Origin of the sequence: Pedobacter sp. CFBP9032, from assembly GCF_034045265.1 — a bacterium.
GTDB lineage: Bacteria > Bacteroidota > Bacteroidia > Sphingobacteriales > Sphingobacteriaceae > Pedobacter.
The window spans coordinates 299270-319601 of the sequence record NZ_JAXCWE010000001.1 but is presented as its reverse complement, the minus strand read 5'-3'; the positions used below and the strand labels follow the sequence as shown (position 1 = coordinate 319601).

Below are 20332 nucleotides of genomic sequence, written 5' to 3'. Positions count from 1 at the left end.
GCCCTTATTTTGTATGTATTTGTTTAGTAGTGATTTAACTTAGTTGCTGTTAAATATAAAGAGCATTAACCCGAAATTTTTCAGGTTAATGCTTTATTGTATAATGCTTTAGTAACCAGGATTTTGTGCAAACGATCCCGCGTTAAGATCTATTGCTCTGCTTGGAATTGGTCTTAACAATTTTAGTGCTCCGCCAACGCCGGCAAATGGATTGATGCCTTTATCAAACCAGTTGGTTTTGATGTCTCGGTTATATAATCTGGTTCTTTCTACAAGCGTTCCGGTTCTTTTTAAGTCGAACCACCTTTCATATTCGCCTACCATTTCTCTCGCACGTTCATCTAGAATAAAATCGATGTTCACATTGGCGGCGGTAATAGCCATTTCGGCGGTTTTTCCGGGTTTAGCTGCCCTTCTCCTTACTTCATTTATTCGTGCTGTTGCTGATGCCAGATTTCCAGATTTAAAATAAGCTTCTGCTGCAATTAAATAGGTTTCGCCTAATCTGGCCAGAAATAAATCGCGGGTACTTGTTGCGCCTCCAAACTGAGATTTTGGATCATCAAATTTCTTCACAGAAGGGGTAGCATTATCCAATACCGTACTTCTTGAGGCCTGCCATGCATTAGAATAGGGGATAATGGTGGTGGTTGCTCTACGTGCCGGATCTATAGCCCGCCATGCGGCATCAGTGGTAGTATCCCATTTTGGTTTATAATAAAATCTAATGTTCAGGTTTGCCCTTTCGGCACTTCTATCATAATAATCATAATAACGTTGATACAAGTTAATCATAAAAGTAGCATCAAAGCGTGCATCATTCTCTGTAAAAGTATTAAAGGTATAAAGGGTCGGTACCAATACGAATGCCCGGTAAGGATAGCCTTGTGCACCACCGGAACCACCCTGATAGGGGCCGAAGAAGGCAGCCTGGGTATTGCCTCCAGTGGTTGCGGTAGGTAACGAAGCGGCATCAAACTGCACTGAAAATAGTACTTCCTGATCTTTCTCATTACCCGGAAAGAATAAGTTTTCAAAAGAGGTAGTCAACGTTCTCCCGGCAATTGCTGCATCTGCAAATGTAGCAGCAGTAGCAAAATCCTGCGCGGATCCAAAAGATTCATACCCTCTGGTTAGATATACTTTTGCAAGAAAGTGGCGAACAGCTTTTTTAGTTACACGACCGAAATCGGTAGTTGTTTCCGGAACCAAGGCAAGGGCTTCAGTCATTTCCTTGATAATAAAGTCGTAAGTTTCCTGCGCAGTATTCCGTTTGAATTGCTCCACTGGCGAATCGAAACGATCAGTTACTATACTTACGCCGCCGAAAGATTGTACCAGTAAAAAGTAATAATAAGCACGTATAAATTGTACTTCCCCTTTTCTAATGGGTAATGTGGCGCTAGCAGCCGTATTGCTATTAAAATAAAGGGCAGTATTGCAAAGTTGAATCGAAGAATAAGTATTGGTGTAAAAATTGGTAACTTCGGCATTATCAGGGTTTAGATTCTGATACTCACTAATCCCCACAGGTTGCGCATCTCTTCCTTCCACATACATATCAGTACCGGCACAGAACACATACGGTGAACTATAAACCCGCCTTAATGTTCCATAAGTGGAGTTAATTAATTTTTCGTATCCTTCTGCAGTTGCATAATATTCATTAGATACAATATTTGATTTATTCTCTTCTTCTAAAAACTTCTTACACCCGGTAAAGGCGCAGGCAAGAAGTAGTAGTGATAGTATAATTTGCTTTTTCATAATACCTTATTTAAAATTTCAGGTTAACGCCAAGTTGGTAAGTAATTGTGCTCGGGCCAGTATTGTTAATGTTTCCAACAGTTGTATTGGTTTGTTCTAACGTAATAGAAGGATCAATTCCGCTCGCACTTTCCGGATCAAAACCATCATAATTTGTCCATACAACCGGATTCAGCACATTCGCGTACACCCTTAAACTTTTTATTTTTAGTTTTTCGATCAGCTTGCTTGGTAAAGTATAACCCAAAGAAATGTTCTGAATCTTTACAAATGAAACATCTTTGTAATATCCTACTCCAGCAACGCCATCCCAGTATGGACCAATGTTGTTTGGTTGTGGATAGGTATTTGAACTTCTGCCTTGCGTTACCGAATTTGCAGGCATGTAATAATCGTTATAAATTTTGTTGGTACCACGATCGTTGTAACGGGTGAATACACTGTGGAACGCACTATAAACCTGCATCCCTTGTCTAGCAAAGATCGAAGCTGATAAGTCGAAAGCTTTATAAGTAAACTGTGTTGAGAAACCACCAGTCCATTTTGGATCTTTCTGGCCAATTATTTCCCTGTCGTTCGTACTGCTGATTCTTCCATCGTTATTTAAATCTTTCACTTTTGCCTGACCAGGAAGCTGACCATAGGTTAATGCTTGTGCGCGTTCGCTTTCCTGCCAGATGCCATCAAAAACATAAATATAGTTCACGTTAATTGGCTGACCGATAAACCAGGAATTCCCTACTAAGTCTTGTTTCTTATCCAGTAGATCAATGATGGCATTTTTGTTTCTGGCGAATGTAAATGAGGTTGACCAGGTGAAATCTTCAGTAGAAACGTTCACAGTTCTTAATGAGACCTCGATCCCTTTGTTACTTACCGAACCTACATTATCTTTAATGGAGGTATATCCGGTTTCTAGTGGTAAGTCTCTGTTGAGTAATAAACCTTCCGATTTTTTATCATATAGATCGATGGATCCTGAAATTCTATTTTTTAAGAAGCCAAAATCTACACCTAAGTCAAATTCACGGGTTCTCTCCCAGGTAAGCGATGAGTTAGGTAATCTGCTTGGCGAATAGCCTAAAGCTGGTGTTCCGCCGAAATCGTAATAAGTTGGAGAACTCAAATTCATCTGCGTTTCATATGGCCTGATGTTATTATTGTTTCCCGCAACTCCGGCGCTAAAACGCAGTTTTAAATCAGATACGAAGGTGGCATTTTGCATAAAAGACTCTCTGGAAATCTGCCAGGCCACTGCCGCAGAGGGGAATGAAGACCATTTATTACCTTCAGCCAGTTTGGATGAACCGTCCCAGCGATTGGCAAGCGTTACAAAATACTTGTCTTTGAAGGAATAATTTACCCTGGCTAAAAAGGAAAGGATAGAGAACTGATTGAAATTACTGGAAGACAGTTGCCTGTTATTTGATGAGCCTAAGTTATAGAAAGAAGAATTGAAAGGTAAGTCGTTTACTTTTGTGGTATCGCTTTCAAATCTATCTTTTTGCATACTGTATAAACCCGTGAAAGCGAAGTTATGCTCCTTGATTTTCTTGCGGATGTTAACTACGTTATCGAAAATATAAGATTGCGATTGCTGATTTACACGTTGTGCATCAGGCAGTAAGCCATCTCCAACACCAGTTAAAGAACCCCAATACCTACCATTTCTAACAAAGTTTACGCTTGGCGAGAAGGTAGATCTCACATCGATCCAGCTGGCAGGGGCGTATTGAAGGTAAACATTACCTACGCCGAAGTGCCTTCTGGTATTGTTTTGCGAATTGGTAATCTCTAAAAGCGGATTGACCACACTGGTAAAACTGGAAACCACTGATGACCCTGGAACTGGAATCTGACCAGGTCTGAAAACAAGGTTTCCATTCGCATCATAAGGTTTGAAAATTGGGGCCATATTGAATCCGTTTCTTACCGCATCATCACTGCCCCGTTCCGTTTCGGTGAAGGAAAAGTTAATGCTCATCCCGGCAGAAAAACTTTTGTTTATCTTTCCATCAACATTAATTTTAAAGTTATAACGGCTCAGATTATCTTGTAGAAAATTGCCTTTTTCATTTTGATAACCAGCACCAATAAGGTATTGAATGTCATTATTACTACTCTGGCCAGATGCCGTTACCCAATGGTTGGCTTGAATTCCATCCTGTATGACCAAATCTTTCCAGTCGGTATAATCATGATTGGCTACTGTTTGTAGCACGGTAGGATTATCTAAACTTCCGATGGTATTGGTGAAGGTTCTTCCAGCAATGAGTTCTGGTGAGATGAAAGTATTTTGTCTGTATTCCCACCATTCTTCTCCAGCCATAAAATCAGGCATTCTCGCTACTTTTCGTACGCCAACGTAGCCATCGTAAGAAATTGTTGCCCCGCTGCTTTTGTTAGTAGCGCCATTTTTTGTAGTCACTAAAACCACACCGTTTGATCCTCTGGATCCATAAATCGCTGTAGAGGCCGCATCTTTCAATACGTCCATTTTAGCGATGTCTTGCGGATTAAGGAAATTAATGTCTGATACGATCACACCATCCACAACAAATAGTGGTTGACCACCAGCCAGAGAGTTTTGCCCCCTGATTTGTACGTTAAAGCTCGCGCCCGCACGGCCAGATCCTGCAGAAATATCAACCCCTGCAACCTGCCCCTGAACGGCTTGCAATGCGCTTACCGTTCCACGTTCCGCAATGGCATCACCTTGCACGCTACCGACTGCTGTAGCCACCTGCGACTTTCTTTGTGTTCCGTATCCAACCACAACCAACTCATTAAGCTGACTGGCAGATTCTGTAAGGGTAACGGTTAAAGTCTTTTGTCCGGCGAGAGCTACTTCTCTATTATTGTAGCCTACGAAAGAAAAAACTAAGGTTGAATTGGGTGGCGCATCGAACGAAAAGTTGCCGTTTACATCTGTGGAGCCGCCTATGGCTGCACCTTTTACTTTGACTGATACGCCAATTAGGGTTTCACCTTTTTCGTCGATTACTTTACCTGTAATTCTCTGGTTTTGAGCCATCAGAATAGTGGAAAACAATAAGGAAATGGCGAAAAAAAGTAATGTTTTTTTCATGGTTATTTGGTTAAAAATTGAAAATAGCCATTTGGGATGACTAAATATTTGGTTACTTATTTACAATTTAGCCAACCCATTTCAATTGTTAACTATAATTTGCTACAAAACTGTGCAATCGTTCCCGTAAAATTAATTCGGAATTGAGACTCATTTTAGGAATACATACGCGTCAATTATATAGAATAACTGTTTAGTCTTTCAGTTCGTGAAATCAACTGATGAATGGAAATTAGGAAGATAAAATTAGTGCCTAATCAAGTTCGGGATGTGAATCGTTTTAACCCACTGTTCATGCTAAATGATAAGCCCCTATTTGTCCAAGCGCACCTTTCCTCACATGGGAGGAAAGGTGTGTAACCAAAATATTTTGCAGCAGGGGATTTAACAAGGCTCAGTACCTAATAAATACATTAGGTAGAAGCCTGGGCATTCGTTACGTCATTCTGAATAATATCCAGAATTAGGTTCTGAATCAGGTTCAGAATGACGTGTGATATCCTTATTGTCTTGACGTTTCAAGAACAGCGATCTAATAATAATCAATCACCTTCCAGTAATAGATTAAAGGCCTTTCGGTTCCTGTTCAGTACCTATATTAAGTTTACTATGCTTTTTACCATACGAGAAATATATACCCAAGCCAATAATTAACCAAACAGCTAAGCGCAACCAGGTTTCCCAGGGAAGAAATACCATCATGGCGATACAAGTTAAAATTCCAAGAATTGGAATTAATGGTACAAAAGGAACTCTAAATGGTCGCTTTGCTTCAGGATTAGTTTTTCTTAATATTAAGATCCCAACACAAACCATTAAAAAGGCCAATAATGTTCCGATACTCGTCATTTCACCAACCACATTCATGGGTACAAATGCGGCAAAAAGCCCGATGAAGATGCAAAGAATAATGTTCGATTTCCAAGGGGTTTTAAATTTGCTATGCACATCTGAAAACATTTTCGGGAGTAAACCATCTTTACTAATGGAATAAAACATGCGTGATTGTGCCATTAAATCAATCAGAATCACGGAAGTATAACCGATTAAAATGGCCAGAATAATCGCCTGACTTAACCAGCCGTAAGGCGTTTTTTCTATCGCTATTGCTACGGGAGCGCCACTGTTGGCAAACTCTTTGTAATTCGCCAAACCTGTCATCACATGACCAAATAAACCAAAAAGTACGGTACAAACTACTAAAGATCCTATGATTCCGATTGGTAAATCTCTTCCCGGATTTTTCGTTTCCTGAGCTGAAGCAGCAACGGCGTCAAAACCAATAAATACAAAAAATACAAGTCCGGCGCCACGTAGTACACCACTCCAGCCAAACTGACCAAAAGTACCAGTGTTTTCTGGAATATAGGGATGATAGTTAGCTGGATCTATATATTGCCAGCCTAAAGCGATAAAAACTAACACTACACCCACCTTTAAAAATACAATAATACCATTTACAATTGCCGATCCCTTGGTGCCGCGAATCAAAATGGCAGTCATTAAAACCACCACTAACGCTGCGGGAATATTGACGATTCCATTTACGGTGGAGCCATCAGCAAGTTTCGCCGTTTCGAAAGGAGAGAGGGTAAGTTGCGGAGGCAGAAAAATGCCTAAACTGCTTAAAAATCTTGTTAAGTATTGCGACCAGCTAATGGCTACAGTAGCGCAACCAACGGAATATTCCAATACCAGATCCCAGCCAATAATCCAGGCAAAAAGCTCACCCATTGTAGCATAAGAGTAAGTATAGGCACTCCCGGCTACTGGAATCATAGAGGCAAATTCTGCATAGCAAAGTGCCGCAAAGCCACAACCCAATGCAGCGATTACAAAAGAAAGTGTTACCGCCGGGCCAGAGTGATTTGCCGCTGCCAAACCCGTTATGGAAAATAAACCTGCGCCAAGTGTTAAACCAACACCAATTAAAATTAAATTGATGGGGCCTAAGGTTCTTTTGAGCGTACCCTCGCCGCTTTGATTCGCCTCAGCAACAATGCTGGCTATTGATTTTTTCATGAAACAAGTTAAAGAGTTGCAAAAATATTAAAATATATTAAATCTATGGTGCTTGTAGTGCTTAGTTTTTCGATTTGGCTGACGATGTTTAGTTGGAGTTGCGGGTAAGGGAATCTTTGTCAGCCTGATAATGAATTTAGATTCGTGGTTAAGCCTGCCAAGCTATTCGCTTTTGCGACCTCGCAAGTTGATTGTTGAAGAGGTTTTAACTCAAAAATAATATAATTACTATCGGCTAAAATTTCTAATATAAAATTAAGTGATTGATAATCAATTGTTTGATATTTTATTTTTAATAATTTTAGTACTATGTATTGCATAGTACAATATAAAACATATATCTTTGTAATATGATAGCAGAAAATACGCAAACGCAAATGCGGAAGGGAATTCTGGAGTACTGTGTTTTATCGATTATATCTCGGGGAGAGATTTATGCTTCCGATATTATTGCTGAATTACGCTCGGCAAAATTATTGGTAGTGGAAGGCACACTTTATCCATTGTTAACCAGGCTTAAAAACAATGGTTTATTAAGCTACAACTGGGTAGAATCTACCTCAGGTCCGCCTCGAAAATATTATACTTTAACTGAAGTTGGTCGGGAGATTTTATCCAAACTAGACCAAACCTGGCAAGAACTGGCTTATGCCGTTGGCATCTCGCAAAGTGGCACCAATTCAAAAACCTCTTAACGCAAAAAAAAATGGAAAAGACCATCATCATTAATATAGGAAATACAATTATTCACATCGAGGAAAGCGCTTACGATACTTTAAAAGCATATTTAAATGAAGTGAAGCTCTATTTCGCCAACCATGCAGATGATTTAGAAATAATAACAGATATCGAGAACCGGATTGCGGAGTTGTTTACCGAGCAGATGGAAGCGCAGAAAAAACAAGTGGTTGATGCTGCAGATGTGCAACATGTTATTGCCCAAATGGGAAGCGTGAAAGATTTCGATACCATTGAAGAAAACGAGGAGGAACCTGCATATCAACCGGGTTACCAATACCAGTATGCGGAGAAAAAACTTTACCGCGATATGGATGACCGCGTGGTTGCTGGTGTTTGTTCCGGAATTGCTCATTTTGTAAATACAGAAGCTAAATGGATCAGGGCTGCCGTATTACTAATGGCCTTTTTAGGCGGTTTTGGGATTTTGGTTTACATGATTCTGTGGATCATCATGCCGAAGGCTAAATCGCGCGTAGAAAAAATGGAAATGAAGGGAGAGCCAGCAAACTTACAGGGCTTTCAAAAGAATTTGGATGAGGAATTACAAGCAGTAAAAGAACGTTTGGGAGAAGTAAACAGACATGCACAGCCATTATTTGCACGCCTCGGAATATTTATAGGCGAATTTTTTGAATGGATTGCCAGATTTCTCTCCGGAACAGGAAAAGTAATTTTCAAAATAATCGCTGGTTTGATCATTGTTTTTGGGGCCTTTTGCCTGCTGATGCTTATTCTGGGCACTGCAGCTTTCCAGGGCTTTTGGGATTCAAGTATTTATGATTCTTTTCCTTTTTCCATCATTAATGATGGCAATAGAGGAGTGATACTTTTTAGTGCATTCATTGTATTGTTTGTGCCGATTTTAGCGCTGGTATTGTTTTCAATTCGGGTGGCCTTCAACAAACAGGCCATTAATAAAACCTTTTCGTTTGCCCTACTGATTATTTGGTTGGCTGGCGTGGCGACTGCTGGTTACCAGGCGGCAAAAATTTCTTCAGAATTTAAACAACATGCAGAATTAACCCAGACAGTGGATTTAAGAACATTGAAAACTTACGTGATTGATATTGACAAAAGTAAATATTTCAGTAAGGAAGATAGCCTTGCTTACCATATCGATGCCAACAATAAAAGGCAGGTGGTTATTGATGATTTTCAGAACGGGCCTTTCGTTTCGCCAAATAATATCCGCATCAATATCAATAAAAGTGAAACGGGTATCAGTCGTTTGATCCAGAAAAATGAATCTCAGGGGAAAACTTTCCCAAGTGCCTTGCAAAATGCGCAAAACATAGATTATACCTATTTGGTAAAAGATTCTACCATTTTTTTCAGTCCGCGGTTCCAGTTGAAAAAAGGCTCTATCTGGAGAAATCAAGAAGTAAGGTTAGATCTTGAGGTTCCTGTGGGCACGAGATTAATTTTGAAAGACGTTGCATACGATTATATCAATAACACCTGGGGATGGAGCTGTAGCGAACGTGAAAACGACAATAATAACTTCAGCGTATGGATCATGACAGAAGAGGGTTTGAAGTGTAAATATGAAATCGACCACCCGCAGGAAAATACAGATGGTCAATAGATCCTGATTCAGCTTTGAAATGCTGACAGTACACCAAATAAGAGATTGCTGCTTTCCATAAAATACAGGGCTTAAAAGAAAAGAAAATCATGAAAATATTATTTACGTTAATGACATGCCTTTTGGTATGGGGGACATCTTTTGCCCAAAAATTACATACTATTACCGGAAAAATTGTTGATGAAAAGGCAGTTGTGGTACCTTTCGCAGTTGTTCAATTGCTGAATGGATCGGATACCAGCAAAGTGAAAATGGTGGCTACGGATATTGATGGTGGCTACAGGATTGAACAGGTGAAGGATGGAAATTACGTGCTTTCAATCTCTATTGTGGGGTTCAAAACTAAAAAAACGGAGCGTTTTGTGCTGAATGGTGATTTAGAACTTCCGATAATCAAAATAGAAAGCAACACTAAGCAACTTAATGAGGTAAGTGTATCGGTTAAAAAACCTTATGTTGAACATCAGATCGACAAAACGGTATTAAATGTGGAAAATAGTATCGTTTCTACCGGAAGCACTGCACTTGAGCTATTGGAAAAGGCACCTGGCGTACAAGTTGACAAGCAAAATGAAAGAATCTTATTGAATAACAAATCTGGCGTAATGGTGATGATAGATGGAAAGAATAACTTTTTGTCGAATGCAGATTTAGCGGTTTACCTGAGCAACCTTACCAGTAGTCAGATTGCTACCATCGAAATTATAACAAACCCTTCATCAAAATATGATGCAGCCGGAACTGCGGGAATTATCAATATTAAATTAAAGAAGAATAAAGCTTTTGGTACAAATGGAAGTGTTTCTTCTACTTATCGCAATGCCATAAGGGCTCATTTACCCAGGAATATCTATGGCTCTGACCTGAACTTTAATATTAACAATCGCAATAAGAAATGGAACTTTTACAGTAATGCCAATGCCTCAAAAAATAATAATTTCTCTAACTTATTTTTAGAGAGAACCACTAACGCTGATGGATTACAAAGTGCATTTAATCAAAATTTTCAAAAAATATATACAGGATCGAGATTAGCAGCTAAACTGGGCGCCGATTATTATGCCACTGAGCGAACAACGATAGGAATTATGGTAGATGGGAGTACCAGCACGAGGAAACTGGATAACTTTTCTCAAACCTATATTAATGAAACCCGATCTGGAATAACCAATAATAATTCCTTGCAGCTAATTTCTGATGCCAATACACCCAACAAAAATTATAGTGCAAACTTCAACGTTAAACACGACTTTAAAAAAGAAGGTGCCAGCCTAAATTTTGATGCTGATTATTCTGGATTTAATTACAGTGGAGTAGAGAATTTTAACACTGATTTTTATAATGAAAACGGTGTTCTAAATAATCAAACTTTTATCAGAAATGATAGTAAAACAGATATCAATATTTTTGCCTCCAAAATTGATTTTACCTGGCCAATATCTAAAACGGCGAAACTGGAAACAGGTTTGAAGACCAGTTTTGTCAAAACTGATAATGATTTTCTCTCGTCAGCATTACTAAATAACGAGTGGCAAAATATTGCAGGCCAGAGCAACCATTTTATTTATAAAGAAAATGTAAATGCGGCCTATGCAAATCTGTCCAAAGATCTGGGTAAGTGGCAAATCCAGGCAGGACTACGTGCCGAATACACCAATGCAACCGGGGCTTTGATCACCAATAATACGGAAGCAGATCAAAAATACCTTTCCTTGTTTCCAACAGTATTCGTTAATCAGAAAATTTCTGAGAATAGTAACCTGCGCTATACCTATGGAAGAAGAATTGACAGGCCCAATTACCAACAGTTAAATCCCTTCAATTTTTACATGGATCCTTATACTATACAACAAGGAAATCCTTACCTGAAACCGCAGTTTACCAATAATTTTGAGGTGAGCTATAGTTATAAAAGCGGGTTATCCTTTTCTTTAGGTTATTCGAAGGTTAAAGATCTGATACTGGATAGTAAAACCGCACAGAACGATAGCACAAGGATTGTAACCGTTGGGCAGGGGAATATTGGAAGCGGTGAGTATTATTCTGCGGGCCTATATTTTCCTTTGGCAGTTACCAAATGGTGGAATTTGCAAAATAATTTTAACCTTTTTTACAATAAATTTAATGATAACAATTTGGAGGGAGCTCCTTTTGAATTGAGTAAGCTATCTTATAATTTTAATATCACCAGTTCAATTACATTGCCCGCAGACTGGACAATTGAAACTAATTTCTGGCTAAATTCTCCAAGAGTAAGGGGATTGGAGACAACCACCATTTATCAATATGCTTTAAACACAGGCGTACAGAAAAGTTTCCTGAACAAATCTTTAAAGTTAAAATTGAACATCGATGATATTTTTGCAACCAATTATTGGAAGGGAACACTAAATTATCAAAATGTGAATTTGAGGGTTCAGAATAATTACATCAACAGAAGAGTTTCGTTTAATATCAGTTACAGCTTCGGAAATCAAAATGTAAAATCTGCCAGATCCAGAAATACTGCAACCGAAGAAATGAAGAATAGGGCAGGAGGGTAGTTGAGTTGCGAGTTTGGAGGCTATAGTCAGCAGTCGGAAGTCGTTAATCTAGAGTCTTTAGTTTAGTATGCCGATTGTTTAAAAACCTTTTAAATGAAAATAATAATATACTTAATCTCGGTTTTCTTCGCCATGTTTGGTTCTGGATGCCAACGCAATGAAAATAATTTATCAATCAAAACCACTGATACAGATACGATCTATAAATTTTCAGCAAGTTTCGGTGAAAGTAAAATAGCGCAGCTGCAGGCCTATCTGAATACAGCACTAAATAGTAAGGTCTCATTCGATCACGAGGGAAACCAAAACATCAAGTTGAATGACAAAGATGAATTCACGTTAAAATCTACAGCAGGATTAATAAGTATTAATTTTGATAAGAAGATTAATTCGCCTGCTGGCTATACGAAACTAAAAACGCTGGCTGCAGGAATTCAGAATAAATTAAGAGAAGATAAATGATTACGGAAACTGCCCTTTAAAATTTCATTTTTACTTTCCAATAATTGGCTAATTTCTGGGCTTCTTTTTTAGTCAGATGGATTACAGCGCAATGTTTTGGCGAGCTGAAATTGGTTGCCTTCATTATGCCTTCGTTAAAATGGCCCAGATTTTTAAAATTCACAAAATCGGTGGTTTCGCTGAAACCAAAGTTATGTGGATTGATGCGGTAGATATCATAAATGAGGTGCCACTTTTTCTGGCCGATTAGTTTGTAAACAGTTGGGGCCTCACAACCTTTATCTTCAGGATCGTACCATTTATCGTCGTATTGATAACCAGAATTAATAGAACTTGAAACCGTTTGTTTCACTCCTGCTGTTCCATCATGAGGTACATAAAATAAGTGATATTGATCTCCAACTTTGGTAATGTCTGCATCAATATAAGCTACGTCTTTCGGGTAGGTAAACAATAGTTTTGGGGGAGTTTCCATTTTTGTAAAGTCTTTATCCATATAAGAATAGTAGACTTTATCCTTGCCAGTGCCAAAACGCATGGTGAAATAAATCATTGTTTTCTGTTCTTTTTCATCATAAATTAGTTCTGGCGCCCAGGCACATCCAATATCCGACAGTTCGGGAAATGACTGGTCTACCCGCAATACCTGGTGCGACCAATTAATCAGGTCTTTAGATTTCATCAAAACTAATCCACGATTGTTCCCCCAGCCATATTGCTTTCCATCACGTTCCCATTCTGTTGAACGATAACCCATTTTTTGCGCATAAATATGTAGATCAGTTAAAGCCAAATAGAAAGTGCCATCGGGAGCGCGGTAAATGTAGGGATCACGAATGCCTTTTTGTTCAGCAATGGTATCTCCGGCAATAATCGGTTTTGCATTATTTACATCAGTGAAGCTATAACCATCTTTACTCAAAGCCATGTAAAGTCCATGTGTATCATCTTTAAAGTACACCATTAAATAGGCTGCCATATCCTTTTCTTTCGGAACTTTTGTTTTAGTTTGTGCAGAAGTAGAGAAGGCGCAGGAAAAACAGGCGAATAAAATAGCGAGATTAAAAAGGACTTTCATTGGTATACAAATATTTGGTTAGGGATGCGAAGACCAAAATAAACAATAATCGTTAAACTAACGATTGTTGTCTCCATAGTATTTTTGAACCTGTTTTTAGGCTGCAATATTACCCCAGAAATGGCAGGTTGGTTTAGTACCCGTGAGATTTCGGTTGGTGAGCCACCAACCGAAAGTATAATTTATTACGGCTGTCATGTTAAGCTTGTCGAAACACGATAAGCACATGTTCTTACAAGTTCGGGATCAGCTTCCAAATTGACGATACTGCCCTTGTATGGAAGTTCCTTATTAATTTATCCAGCTGATTCTTATTCCTTAAGCAAGGCATCAATTTCAGTATTAAACTCTTTCACGAAATCAGTATAGTACTTTCCGGTTGCCGGGCCGCTGTATCCGGTATGGATTTGCGCTACTTCACCCTTTTTATTGATGATGATCGTTGTTGGGAAGGAAAGAAAATTACTTAAAGCGGGTAATGACTCAGCCACTAGTTTTTTATCTGGCGTACCAGCGATGACCTGATCATATTGAATATCAAATTTTTCTCTAAACCTGCTTAGCGCTTTACGTACATAGGCAGAATCCAGTTGTCTTTCGTAATGGATTCCGATAACTTCTACACCACGATTCCGATTTTCTTTATACCATGGAGCAATAAATGAAGCCTCATCCACACAGTTTGGGCACCAGGTACCAGTGATGGTTAATATCACTACCTTATTCTTAAATTTATCATCGCTCAGCGAGATTTTCTTTCCGTCAACATCCGGAAAAGAGAAGTCGAGAGTTTTGTATCCCTCTTTCAGATAGGTTAATTTATAGGCATCTGGCAAGGTTGCATTTTCATTATGCTTGCCAATAAATGGGGTATTTCCCCTTGCGCTTACCACCTCACCGGTAAGTGTGCCATCTTTAGCAAAACTTCCTTTATAATAAGATGGGCCTGAGCCTATGAAACTTGATAAATAAAAATCATTGCCTTCCACAATTCCTTCCAGATAACGGGAGTCTCCGGTAACACGTAAAAATGTTCCTGAGATTTTATTTCCCTGTTGTTTAAAAAGCCCGACAGCATTTTCCTCTTTCCCGGCAGGAGATTTAAACGTTACATCATATTTGCCAGAAAAATCTGCTGCAGCTGCTTTACCATTAGCTTTGAATCGATAATCTTTTCCTCTCGTTGCGCTTACTGCCAAAGGTGTTCCGGATTTATCCTGTTTTCTTAATGTTCCAACGAGTGAATCGCCGGAAATTTTAAATGCCAGTTCGTTGTCAAACTGATCTAAAGAAACTAAAATAGAATCTGATGTCTGCTTTACAATGCCACCTTCAAAACGTTCTTCAGCATTTAGGAAAACCAAATGCGGTTGATCTGTGCCTTTGGTTATTTCAAAATTAAATGGAACTTCTACGCCAGGTTTAATTTCAAAAGCACCACGCCATTTGCCATTTGGAACAAAAGCAGTCGTTAATTTTTTTGCAGGAGAATTTTTTGTGTGTGTTTGTGCTTGTAAAGTTTGCGAAAGCGTAAATGCAAATAGCAGAAATAAAGAAGATTTTATATTCATAGTGTGTTTTCGATCTAATGATAATGCCACAAAGGTAAGCATGAAATTAATGGAGAAAAAATATTTTCAATAAAATCTATAGAATTTGTAGTCATTATGATTTTTATATTATCTTTGCGGCAGTTATTTTAAAATACTTATCAAGAAAGGTGGAGGGAATGGCCCTACGAAACCTTAGCAACCAGCTTTAAAAAGCGATGGTGCTAATTCCATCCCAAAGCAATTTGGGTGAGTTAAGTCAGTTGAATGCAAATTATTATGTAATAATATATGAGAGCACTCCTGATTTTACGGGCGTGCTTTTTTTATAAGCCAGTTTCGCAATCCTGATGAGTATTGATTTAGCGTTAAAGTAAATTTGATGGAAAAAACTAACAAAAAACAGTCAATTCAAAAAGTAAATTCAGGTACCTTATTAAGCCTCCGAATGTGCAAGGGTATATATTGCTGTAGTGGCTAATACATACCAAATCTATTCAATTAATTAAATAATTATTTATGTCTGCTAAAAAATCGCCTGATGGCGAACTGGAATTGCTTTGCCGTGATTTTTTACAGTCAACATTTTTTAATGACCATTAATCACACCTAATTATGTTTAATAAAATAAAGCTTCAGGCAATACTATTTTTGCTCTTGCTTTCCAACTTCGTTCAGGCACAAACTATTGCAATTTCCGGAACGGTAAAAGCCGCCACAGGTGAAACGTTGCCGGGAGTTTCGGTATTTGTAAAGGGAACAAAGCAAGCCGTAACTACTGATAATAATGGTGCTTTCAGCATTTCAGTGGCAGGAAAAAGCACCTTGGTTTTCTCTTATATTGGTTTTGCTAGCCGCGAAGTAGAAGTAGCCGAAGCAACAAAAACGCTGGTGGTAACGCTGAGCGATGGTGAGAATGCACTGGATGAAGTGGTGGTAACAGCCTTGGGAATCTCCAGACAGAAGAAATCTCTGGGTTACGCGGTTCAGGAATTAAAAGGCGAAAGCTTAACTGAAGCTCGGGAATCTAACCTGGTAAACGCACTTGCTGGTAAAGTGGCCGGGGTTAGGGTAACGAATAGCCAGGGCGATATGGGATCTTCACGCGTAGTTATTCGTGGCGAAACTTCTATTTCAGGGAATAACCAGCCATTATTTGTAGTGGATGGAATTCCGGTAGATAACTCACAACTTAACTCTGCCGGTGCGAGAGATTATGCCAATGCCATATCTGATATTAATCCTAATGATATTGAATCAATCAGTGTATTGAAAGGTCCGAATGCTGCGGCTTTATATGGCTCGAGAGCTGCTGCGGGGGTAATCATTATCAAAACCAAAACTGGTAAATCTAAAAAGGGCTTAGGGATTTCTTTCAACTCCAATGCTGTAATTGAAAGTTTGTTAACCTTACCGAAATACCAAGATGTATTCGGACAAGGTTCTGAAGGTAAATTCAGCTATGTAGATGGAAAAGGTGCCGGGATAAATGACGGCGTTGATGAAAGTTGGGGTCCTAGAATGGATGGGCGTTTAATTCCTCAATTCTTTTCTAAAGGCGTAGCCGTTCCGTTTGTTGCAAATCCCGATAATGTGAGAGATTTCTTTGAAACAGGTTATTCTTTGGCTAACGGTTTATCTATCGAAGATGCCAGCGATAAATTTGATTACCGCTTATCCTACAATAACCTGAAACAAGTAGGCATTGTGCCCAACTCTGGTCAGGGTAAAAACTCTTTTGCTTTAAATACCACGTTGCGGTTAACACCGAAATTAACCATCACTGCAAATGCAAATTATAGCAAACTGGCTTCTGATAACCTACCGGGAACTGGTGGTTCAAGGTCAACCAGTACCATGTTACAGTTTGCCTGGTTCGGTAGACAGGTAGATATTAACAGGCTGAAAGATTATTTGGATGAAAATGGAAATACTTTTAATTGGAATAATAGCTATTACAGCAATCCATATTGGGTAGCTTATGAAAATACAGTGGCTCAAAACAGAAACAGGATTATCGGAAGTGTGGGCTTAAACTATAAAATTATTGATGGCCTGAACTTCAATTTCCGTTCTGGAACAGATTATTATAATGATCGCCGGAAGATTAAAATCGCCTATGGCACAAATGGGACACCATTTGGCTCTTATACTGAAAGTGCTTTCACCGTAAATGAAAACAATACCGATGCGACTTTAAGCTATAACAAGCAGCTAAATGATGACTTCAGTTTAGAAGCTTTATTAGGAGGGAACATTCGGTCCAGATATATTGAGCAGAATGATCAGAGTGCCCCACGCCTTGCTGTTGCTGGTTTATACACGCTAAGTAATTCAAGAGATCCTTTAACTTCTTCGAATAATTACAGCGAGTTAAAATCTTATAGTGGTTACGCATCTGCGCAAATTGGCTTTAGAAATTATTTGTTCGCCAACATCACGGCGCGTAATGATTGGTCATCTACCTTACCAGCGGCAAACCGGTCATATTTCTATCCCTCATTTAATGGAAGTTTGGTGCTTACAGAAGCATTTGACATTAAAAGTGAAGTATTGGATTATGCGAAAATTCGCGGAGGTTGGTCTAAAGTGGGTAAAGATGCAGATCCATATCGTTTGCTGAACACCTATACTTCTGGCGCACCATTTGGATCTAGTCCTCAGCTTACACCATCTGCTACAGATTTAAATCCAAATTTAAAACCAGAAACCACTACCTCATCAGAGTTAGGTGCAGAGGCCGTATTGTTTAACAAGCGATTGCGTTTTGATTTAAGTGTTTACAATACCAATAGTTACGATCAGATTCTGAGTGTTGATGTGAGTCAGAGTACAGGCTTCAGATCTAAATTGCTGAATGCAGGCAAAATTAATAATAAGGGAATTGAAGTGCAATTAGGGATTACGCCGATCAAAAAACAATTCAGCTGGGATATTGATGTAAACTATGCAGCAAACAGAAGCAAGGTAATTGAATTAGATCAGGAAGGTTTGCTGCAAAATTACGTAGTCGCTACGAATTCGGCTCAGGTAATTGCAGCTGTTGGGCAGCCTTATGGAACCTTATTTGGTAATGCATTTTTGAGAGATGGCAATGGAAACATCGTGGTAAATGCAACGGGCGCACCACAAACCGATCCAACCAAAAGAGTACTTGGAAAATATACGCCAGATTGGATTGGTGGAATTTATAATACCTTTAATTATAAAGGCTTTAGTCTTGGTGTTTTGGTTGATGCCAGCTTTGGTGGTTCTATCTACAATGGCACTTATGCTACCGGAACTTACACAGGTGTTTTGGCTTCTACTTTACCTGGAAGGGGCGCCGAATTTGGCGGGATTCCTTATTATTATCCAGATAACAAAAAGGAAAACGGAACGGTTAGGTTGGCCAATGGCGCAAATGCACCAACTGGAGCGACAGTTTATGATGATGGAATGGTTTTCGATGGTGTAACTGCAGATGGCAAACGAAATGAAAAGGTTCTGTCTGCACAAACGTATTATAAGTCTTTCCGTACCATAGATGAGGCCAATATTTTCGATGCTTCTTATGTAAAACTTCGTGAGATTAAACTTACCTATAATTTACCAACTAAATGGATTCGTTCGCTTAATTTACAAGGTGTTTCGGTGGCATTGGTGGGTAGAAACCTGGCTATTTTACACCGCAATACCGAAGACATTGATCCGGAAGTTGCCTTTAATACCGGAAACGGGCAAGGCTTGGAAAGTTTATCAAACCCTACTACACGTACGTACGGAATCAACCTGAACATTAAATTTTAATCTTCAATCCATGAAAAATAATATCATATATACGCTTATTTTACTCTCGCTATTTACCGCTTCTTGCCGTAAAGAGCTGGATGATGTCAATATTAATCCAAATGCTACAGAGAATGCACAGCCAGATTATTTGCTCACTGCGGCAATTAAAAACACCGCCGATGCTTATTGGGGAACCACGAATAACATGAACTCCAGTTTGCTTTTTGTGCAGCAATGGGCTAAGGTGCAGTATACCGAGGAAGATCGCTTTATCTATTCCAATAGCAGCTTTACCTCCCTTTGGTCTACGCTATACTCCACTACGATTACCGGGTTAAATAGAATAATTGAAATTGGTAATAATACGAACAATCCAAATTACAGGGGCGTGGCGCTAACGTTAAGATCATGGTCTTTTTTATTGCTAACGGATGCTTATGGTGATGTTCCCTATAGCCAGGCCGGAAAAATTAATGAGTTTATTACGCCTGCTTACGATAAACAAAAAGACGTTTATTATGGTATACTGGAAGATTTAAAAACTGCCAATAGCGTTTTAAACCCTGCCGGAACAGCTATTAGTGGCGACATTATCTACAGTGGTGACATTAACAAGTGGAAAAAATTAGCGAATTCACTGCGCTTAAGAGTTGCGCTTCGCATTGCGGATCGGGAACCAGCAAAAGCACAACAGGTTTTGGATGAGCTAAAAAGTGAAGGTGGCAGCTATATCAGTTCAAACGCAGAGATTGCTCAGCTGATTTACCAGGTTTCACCACAGCAAAACCCGGTGAGTGCACAGTTTGATACCCGGGATGACTACCGGATTAGTAAAACTATTGTAGATAAGTTATTCAGTTTGAACGATCCTCGTTTACCAATTTATGCAAGTAAAACCCAAACCGCTACACCAGCAGAATATGTGGGTTTACCAAATGGGTTAACCAATTCGGAAGCCAGTAATTTGGGCTTTGCCAGAACATCCAGACCAGGCGCTTACTTCCTGACTCCTCAATCACCAGCTGTAATTTTTAGCTATGCTGAATTATTGTTTGATCGGGCAGAAGCAGCGGCTCGTGGTTTAACAACAGAAAATGCTGCTGATTTATACAATCAGGGCATCGTGGCTTCCTTAAAACAATTTGGCGTTGCTGATGCATTAGTTGCTAACTATACGGCTCAGGGAGCTGTTCAATATGATGCATCTAATTATAAAAAATCAATAGGCGAACAAAAATGGCTGGCACTTTTTGGTCAGGGGTTAGAAGCCTGGGCAGAAAGACGCAGATTGGATTATCCAGAACTTACGGCATCGGCAAATACTGTATTAAACGGACAAATTCCTGTCCGGTTTATTTATCCGGGAACGGAACAATCTTTAAACGGGCAGAGCTACAGAAATGCAGTAGCCAGTCAGGGAACAGATTTGCTTACCACGAGGTTATGGTTTGATGTGAAATAATCTTCTTTTAAAATTTTGAAGCTGCTTTAGCAATCGTTAAAGCAGCTTTTTTGCGCTGTGTTTGTACTTCGCTAATCCTTTTTTTGCGCATGATTATTTATAATGAAGTGTGTAAATAGAAGGCCGTATCTATGGCATGGAGACTATTACATGTAAACAAGCTATGGTTTGTATTGAGCCACTAATATCTTATCAGCAACTCTAAAAACTATATAAAAACCTGCTGACGTTATACAATCGTATAACGATTATGCACGCGTTAG

11 protein-coding genes and 1 riboswitch are annotated in these 20332 nt (G+C 39.1%); of the genes, 6 read left to right on the top strand and 5 right to left on the bottom strand.

What is annotated here, in order from left to right; genetic code table 11:
• Positions 1 to 108: 108 nt before the first annotated feature.
• The 3 genes from SOM16_RS01370 to SOM16_RS01360 all read right to left on the bottom strand — a co-directional run bounded on the left by SOM16_RS01370 (position 109) and on the right by SOM16_RS01360 (position 6877).
• Positions 109 to 1767: a RagB/SusD family nutrient uptake outer membrane protein gene (locus SOM16_RS01370; RefSeq protein WP_320462191.1), complete on the bottom strand. Its 1659-nt coding sequence runs from the start codon at positions 1765 to 1767 to the stop codon at positions 109 to 111.
• A 10-nt stretch (positions 1768 to 1777) separates the two neighbouring features.
• The gene (locus tag SOM16_RS01365; protein ID WP_320462190.1) at positions 1778 to 4855 is read right to left on the bottom strand and encodes a TonB-dependent receptor; all 3078 of its coding nucleotides are present in this window, start codon (positions 4853 to 4855) and stop codon (positions 1778 to 1780) included.
• 564 nt (positions 4856 to 5419) lie between these two features.
• Positions 5420 to 6877 carry an amino acid permease gene (locus tag SOM16_RS01360; RefSeq protein WP_320462189.1) on the bottom strand — a complete coding sequence of 486 codons (1458 nt, stop codon included), beginning with the start codon at positions 6875 to 6877 and terminating at the stop codon, positions 5420 to 5422.
• Between the two features lie 350 nt (positions 6878 to 7227).
• Between SOM16_RS01360 and SOM16_RS01355 the strand changes: the two genes are divergently transcribed.
• The 4 genes from SOM16_RS01355 (at position 7228) to SOM16_RS01340 (ending at position 12208) form a co-directional block, all read left to right on the top strand.
• A complete protein-coding gene (locus tag SOM16_RS01355) occupies positions 7228 to 7572 on the top strand; it encodes a PadR family transcriptional regulator (protein ID WP_320462188.1) in 345 nt (114 codons plus the stop codon).
• Positions 7573 to 7583: 11 nt separating this feature from the next.
• On the top strand, positions 7584 to 9203 hold the full coding sequence (locus SOM16_RS01350) for a PspC domain-containing protein (protein ID WP_320462187.1): 1620 nt from the start codon (positions 7584 to 7586) through the stop codon (positions 9201 to 9203).
• Between the two features lie 89 nt (positions 9204 to 9292).
• Entirely contained in the window at positions 9293 to 11746 is a 2454-nt protein-coding gene (locus SOM16_RS01345; protein WP_320462186.1) for an outer membrane beta-barrel family protein, read from the top strand.
• A 93-nt stretch (positions 11747 to 11839) separates the two neighbouring features.
• Positions 11840 to 12208, top strand: coding sequence for a hypothetical protein (locus SOM16_RS01340; RefSeq protein ID WP_320462185.1), 369 nt, complete (start codon positions 11840 to 11842; stop codon positions 12206 to 12208).
• A 16-nt stretch (positions 12209 to 12224) separates the two neighbouring features.
• On the opposite strand, the gene SOM16_RS01335 is transcribed toward SOM16_RS01340, so the two are convergent.
• Together SOM16_RS01335 and SOM16_RS01330 are read right to left on the bottom strand one after the other, a co-directional pair.
• Complete coding sequence (locus SOM16_RS01335) at positions 12225 to 13286, bottom strand: beta-xylosidase (RefSeq protein WP_320462184.1); 1062 nt, start codon at positions 13284 to 13286, stop codon at positions 12225 to 12227.
• Positions 13287 to 13597: 311 nt separating this feature from the next.
• Positions 13598 to 14857, bottom strand: coding sequence for a TlpA disulfide reductase family protein (locus tag SOM16_RS01330; RefSeq protein ID WP_320462183.1), 1260 nt, complete (start codon positions 14855 to 14857; stop codon positions 13598 to 13600).
• A gap of 134 nt (positions 14858 to 14991) precedes the next feature.
• Positions 14992 to 15097: riboswitch (SAM riboswitch) on the top strand.
• Positions 15098 to 15451: 354 nt separating this feature from the next.
• On the opposite strand from SOM16_RS01330, the gene SOM16_RS01325 reads away from it, so the two are divergent.
• Both SOM16_RS01325 and SOM16_RS01320 read left to right on the top strand, forming a co-directional pair.
• Positions 15452 to 18625, top strand: a complete 3174-nt coding sequence (locus tag SOM16_RS01325) for a SusC/RagA family TonB-linked outer membrane protein (RefSeq protein WP_320462182.1) — start codon at positions 15452 to 15454, stop codon at positions 18623 to 18625.
• 10 nt (positions 18626 to 18635) lie between these two features.
• The gene (locus SOM16_RS01320; RefSeq protein WP_320462181.1) at positions 18636 to 20069 is read left to right on the top strand and encodes a SusD/RagB family nutrient-binding outer membrane lipoprotein; all 1434 of its coding nucleotides are present in this window, start codon (positions 18636 to 18638) and stop codon (positions 20067 to 20069) included.
• Positions 20070 to 20332: the final 263 nt, after the last annotated feature.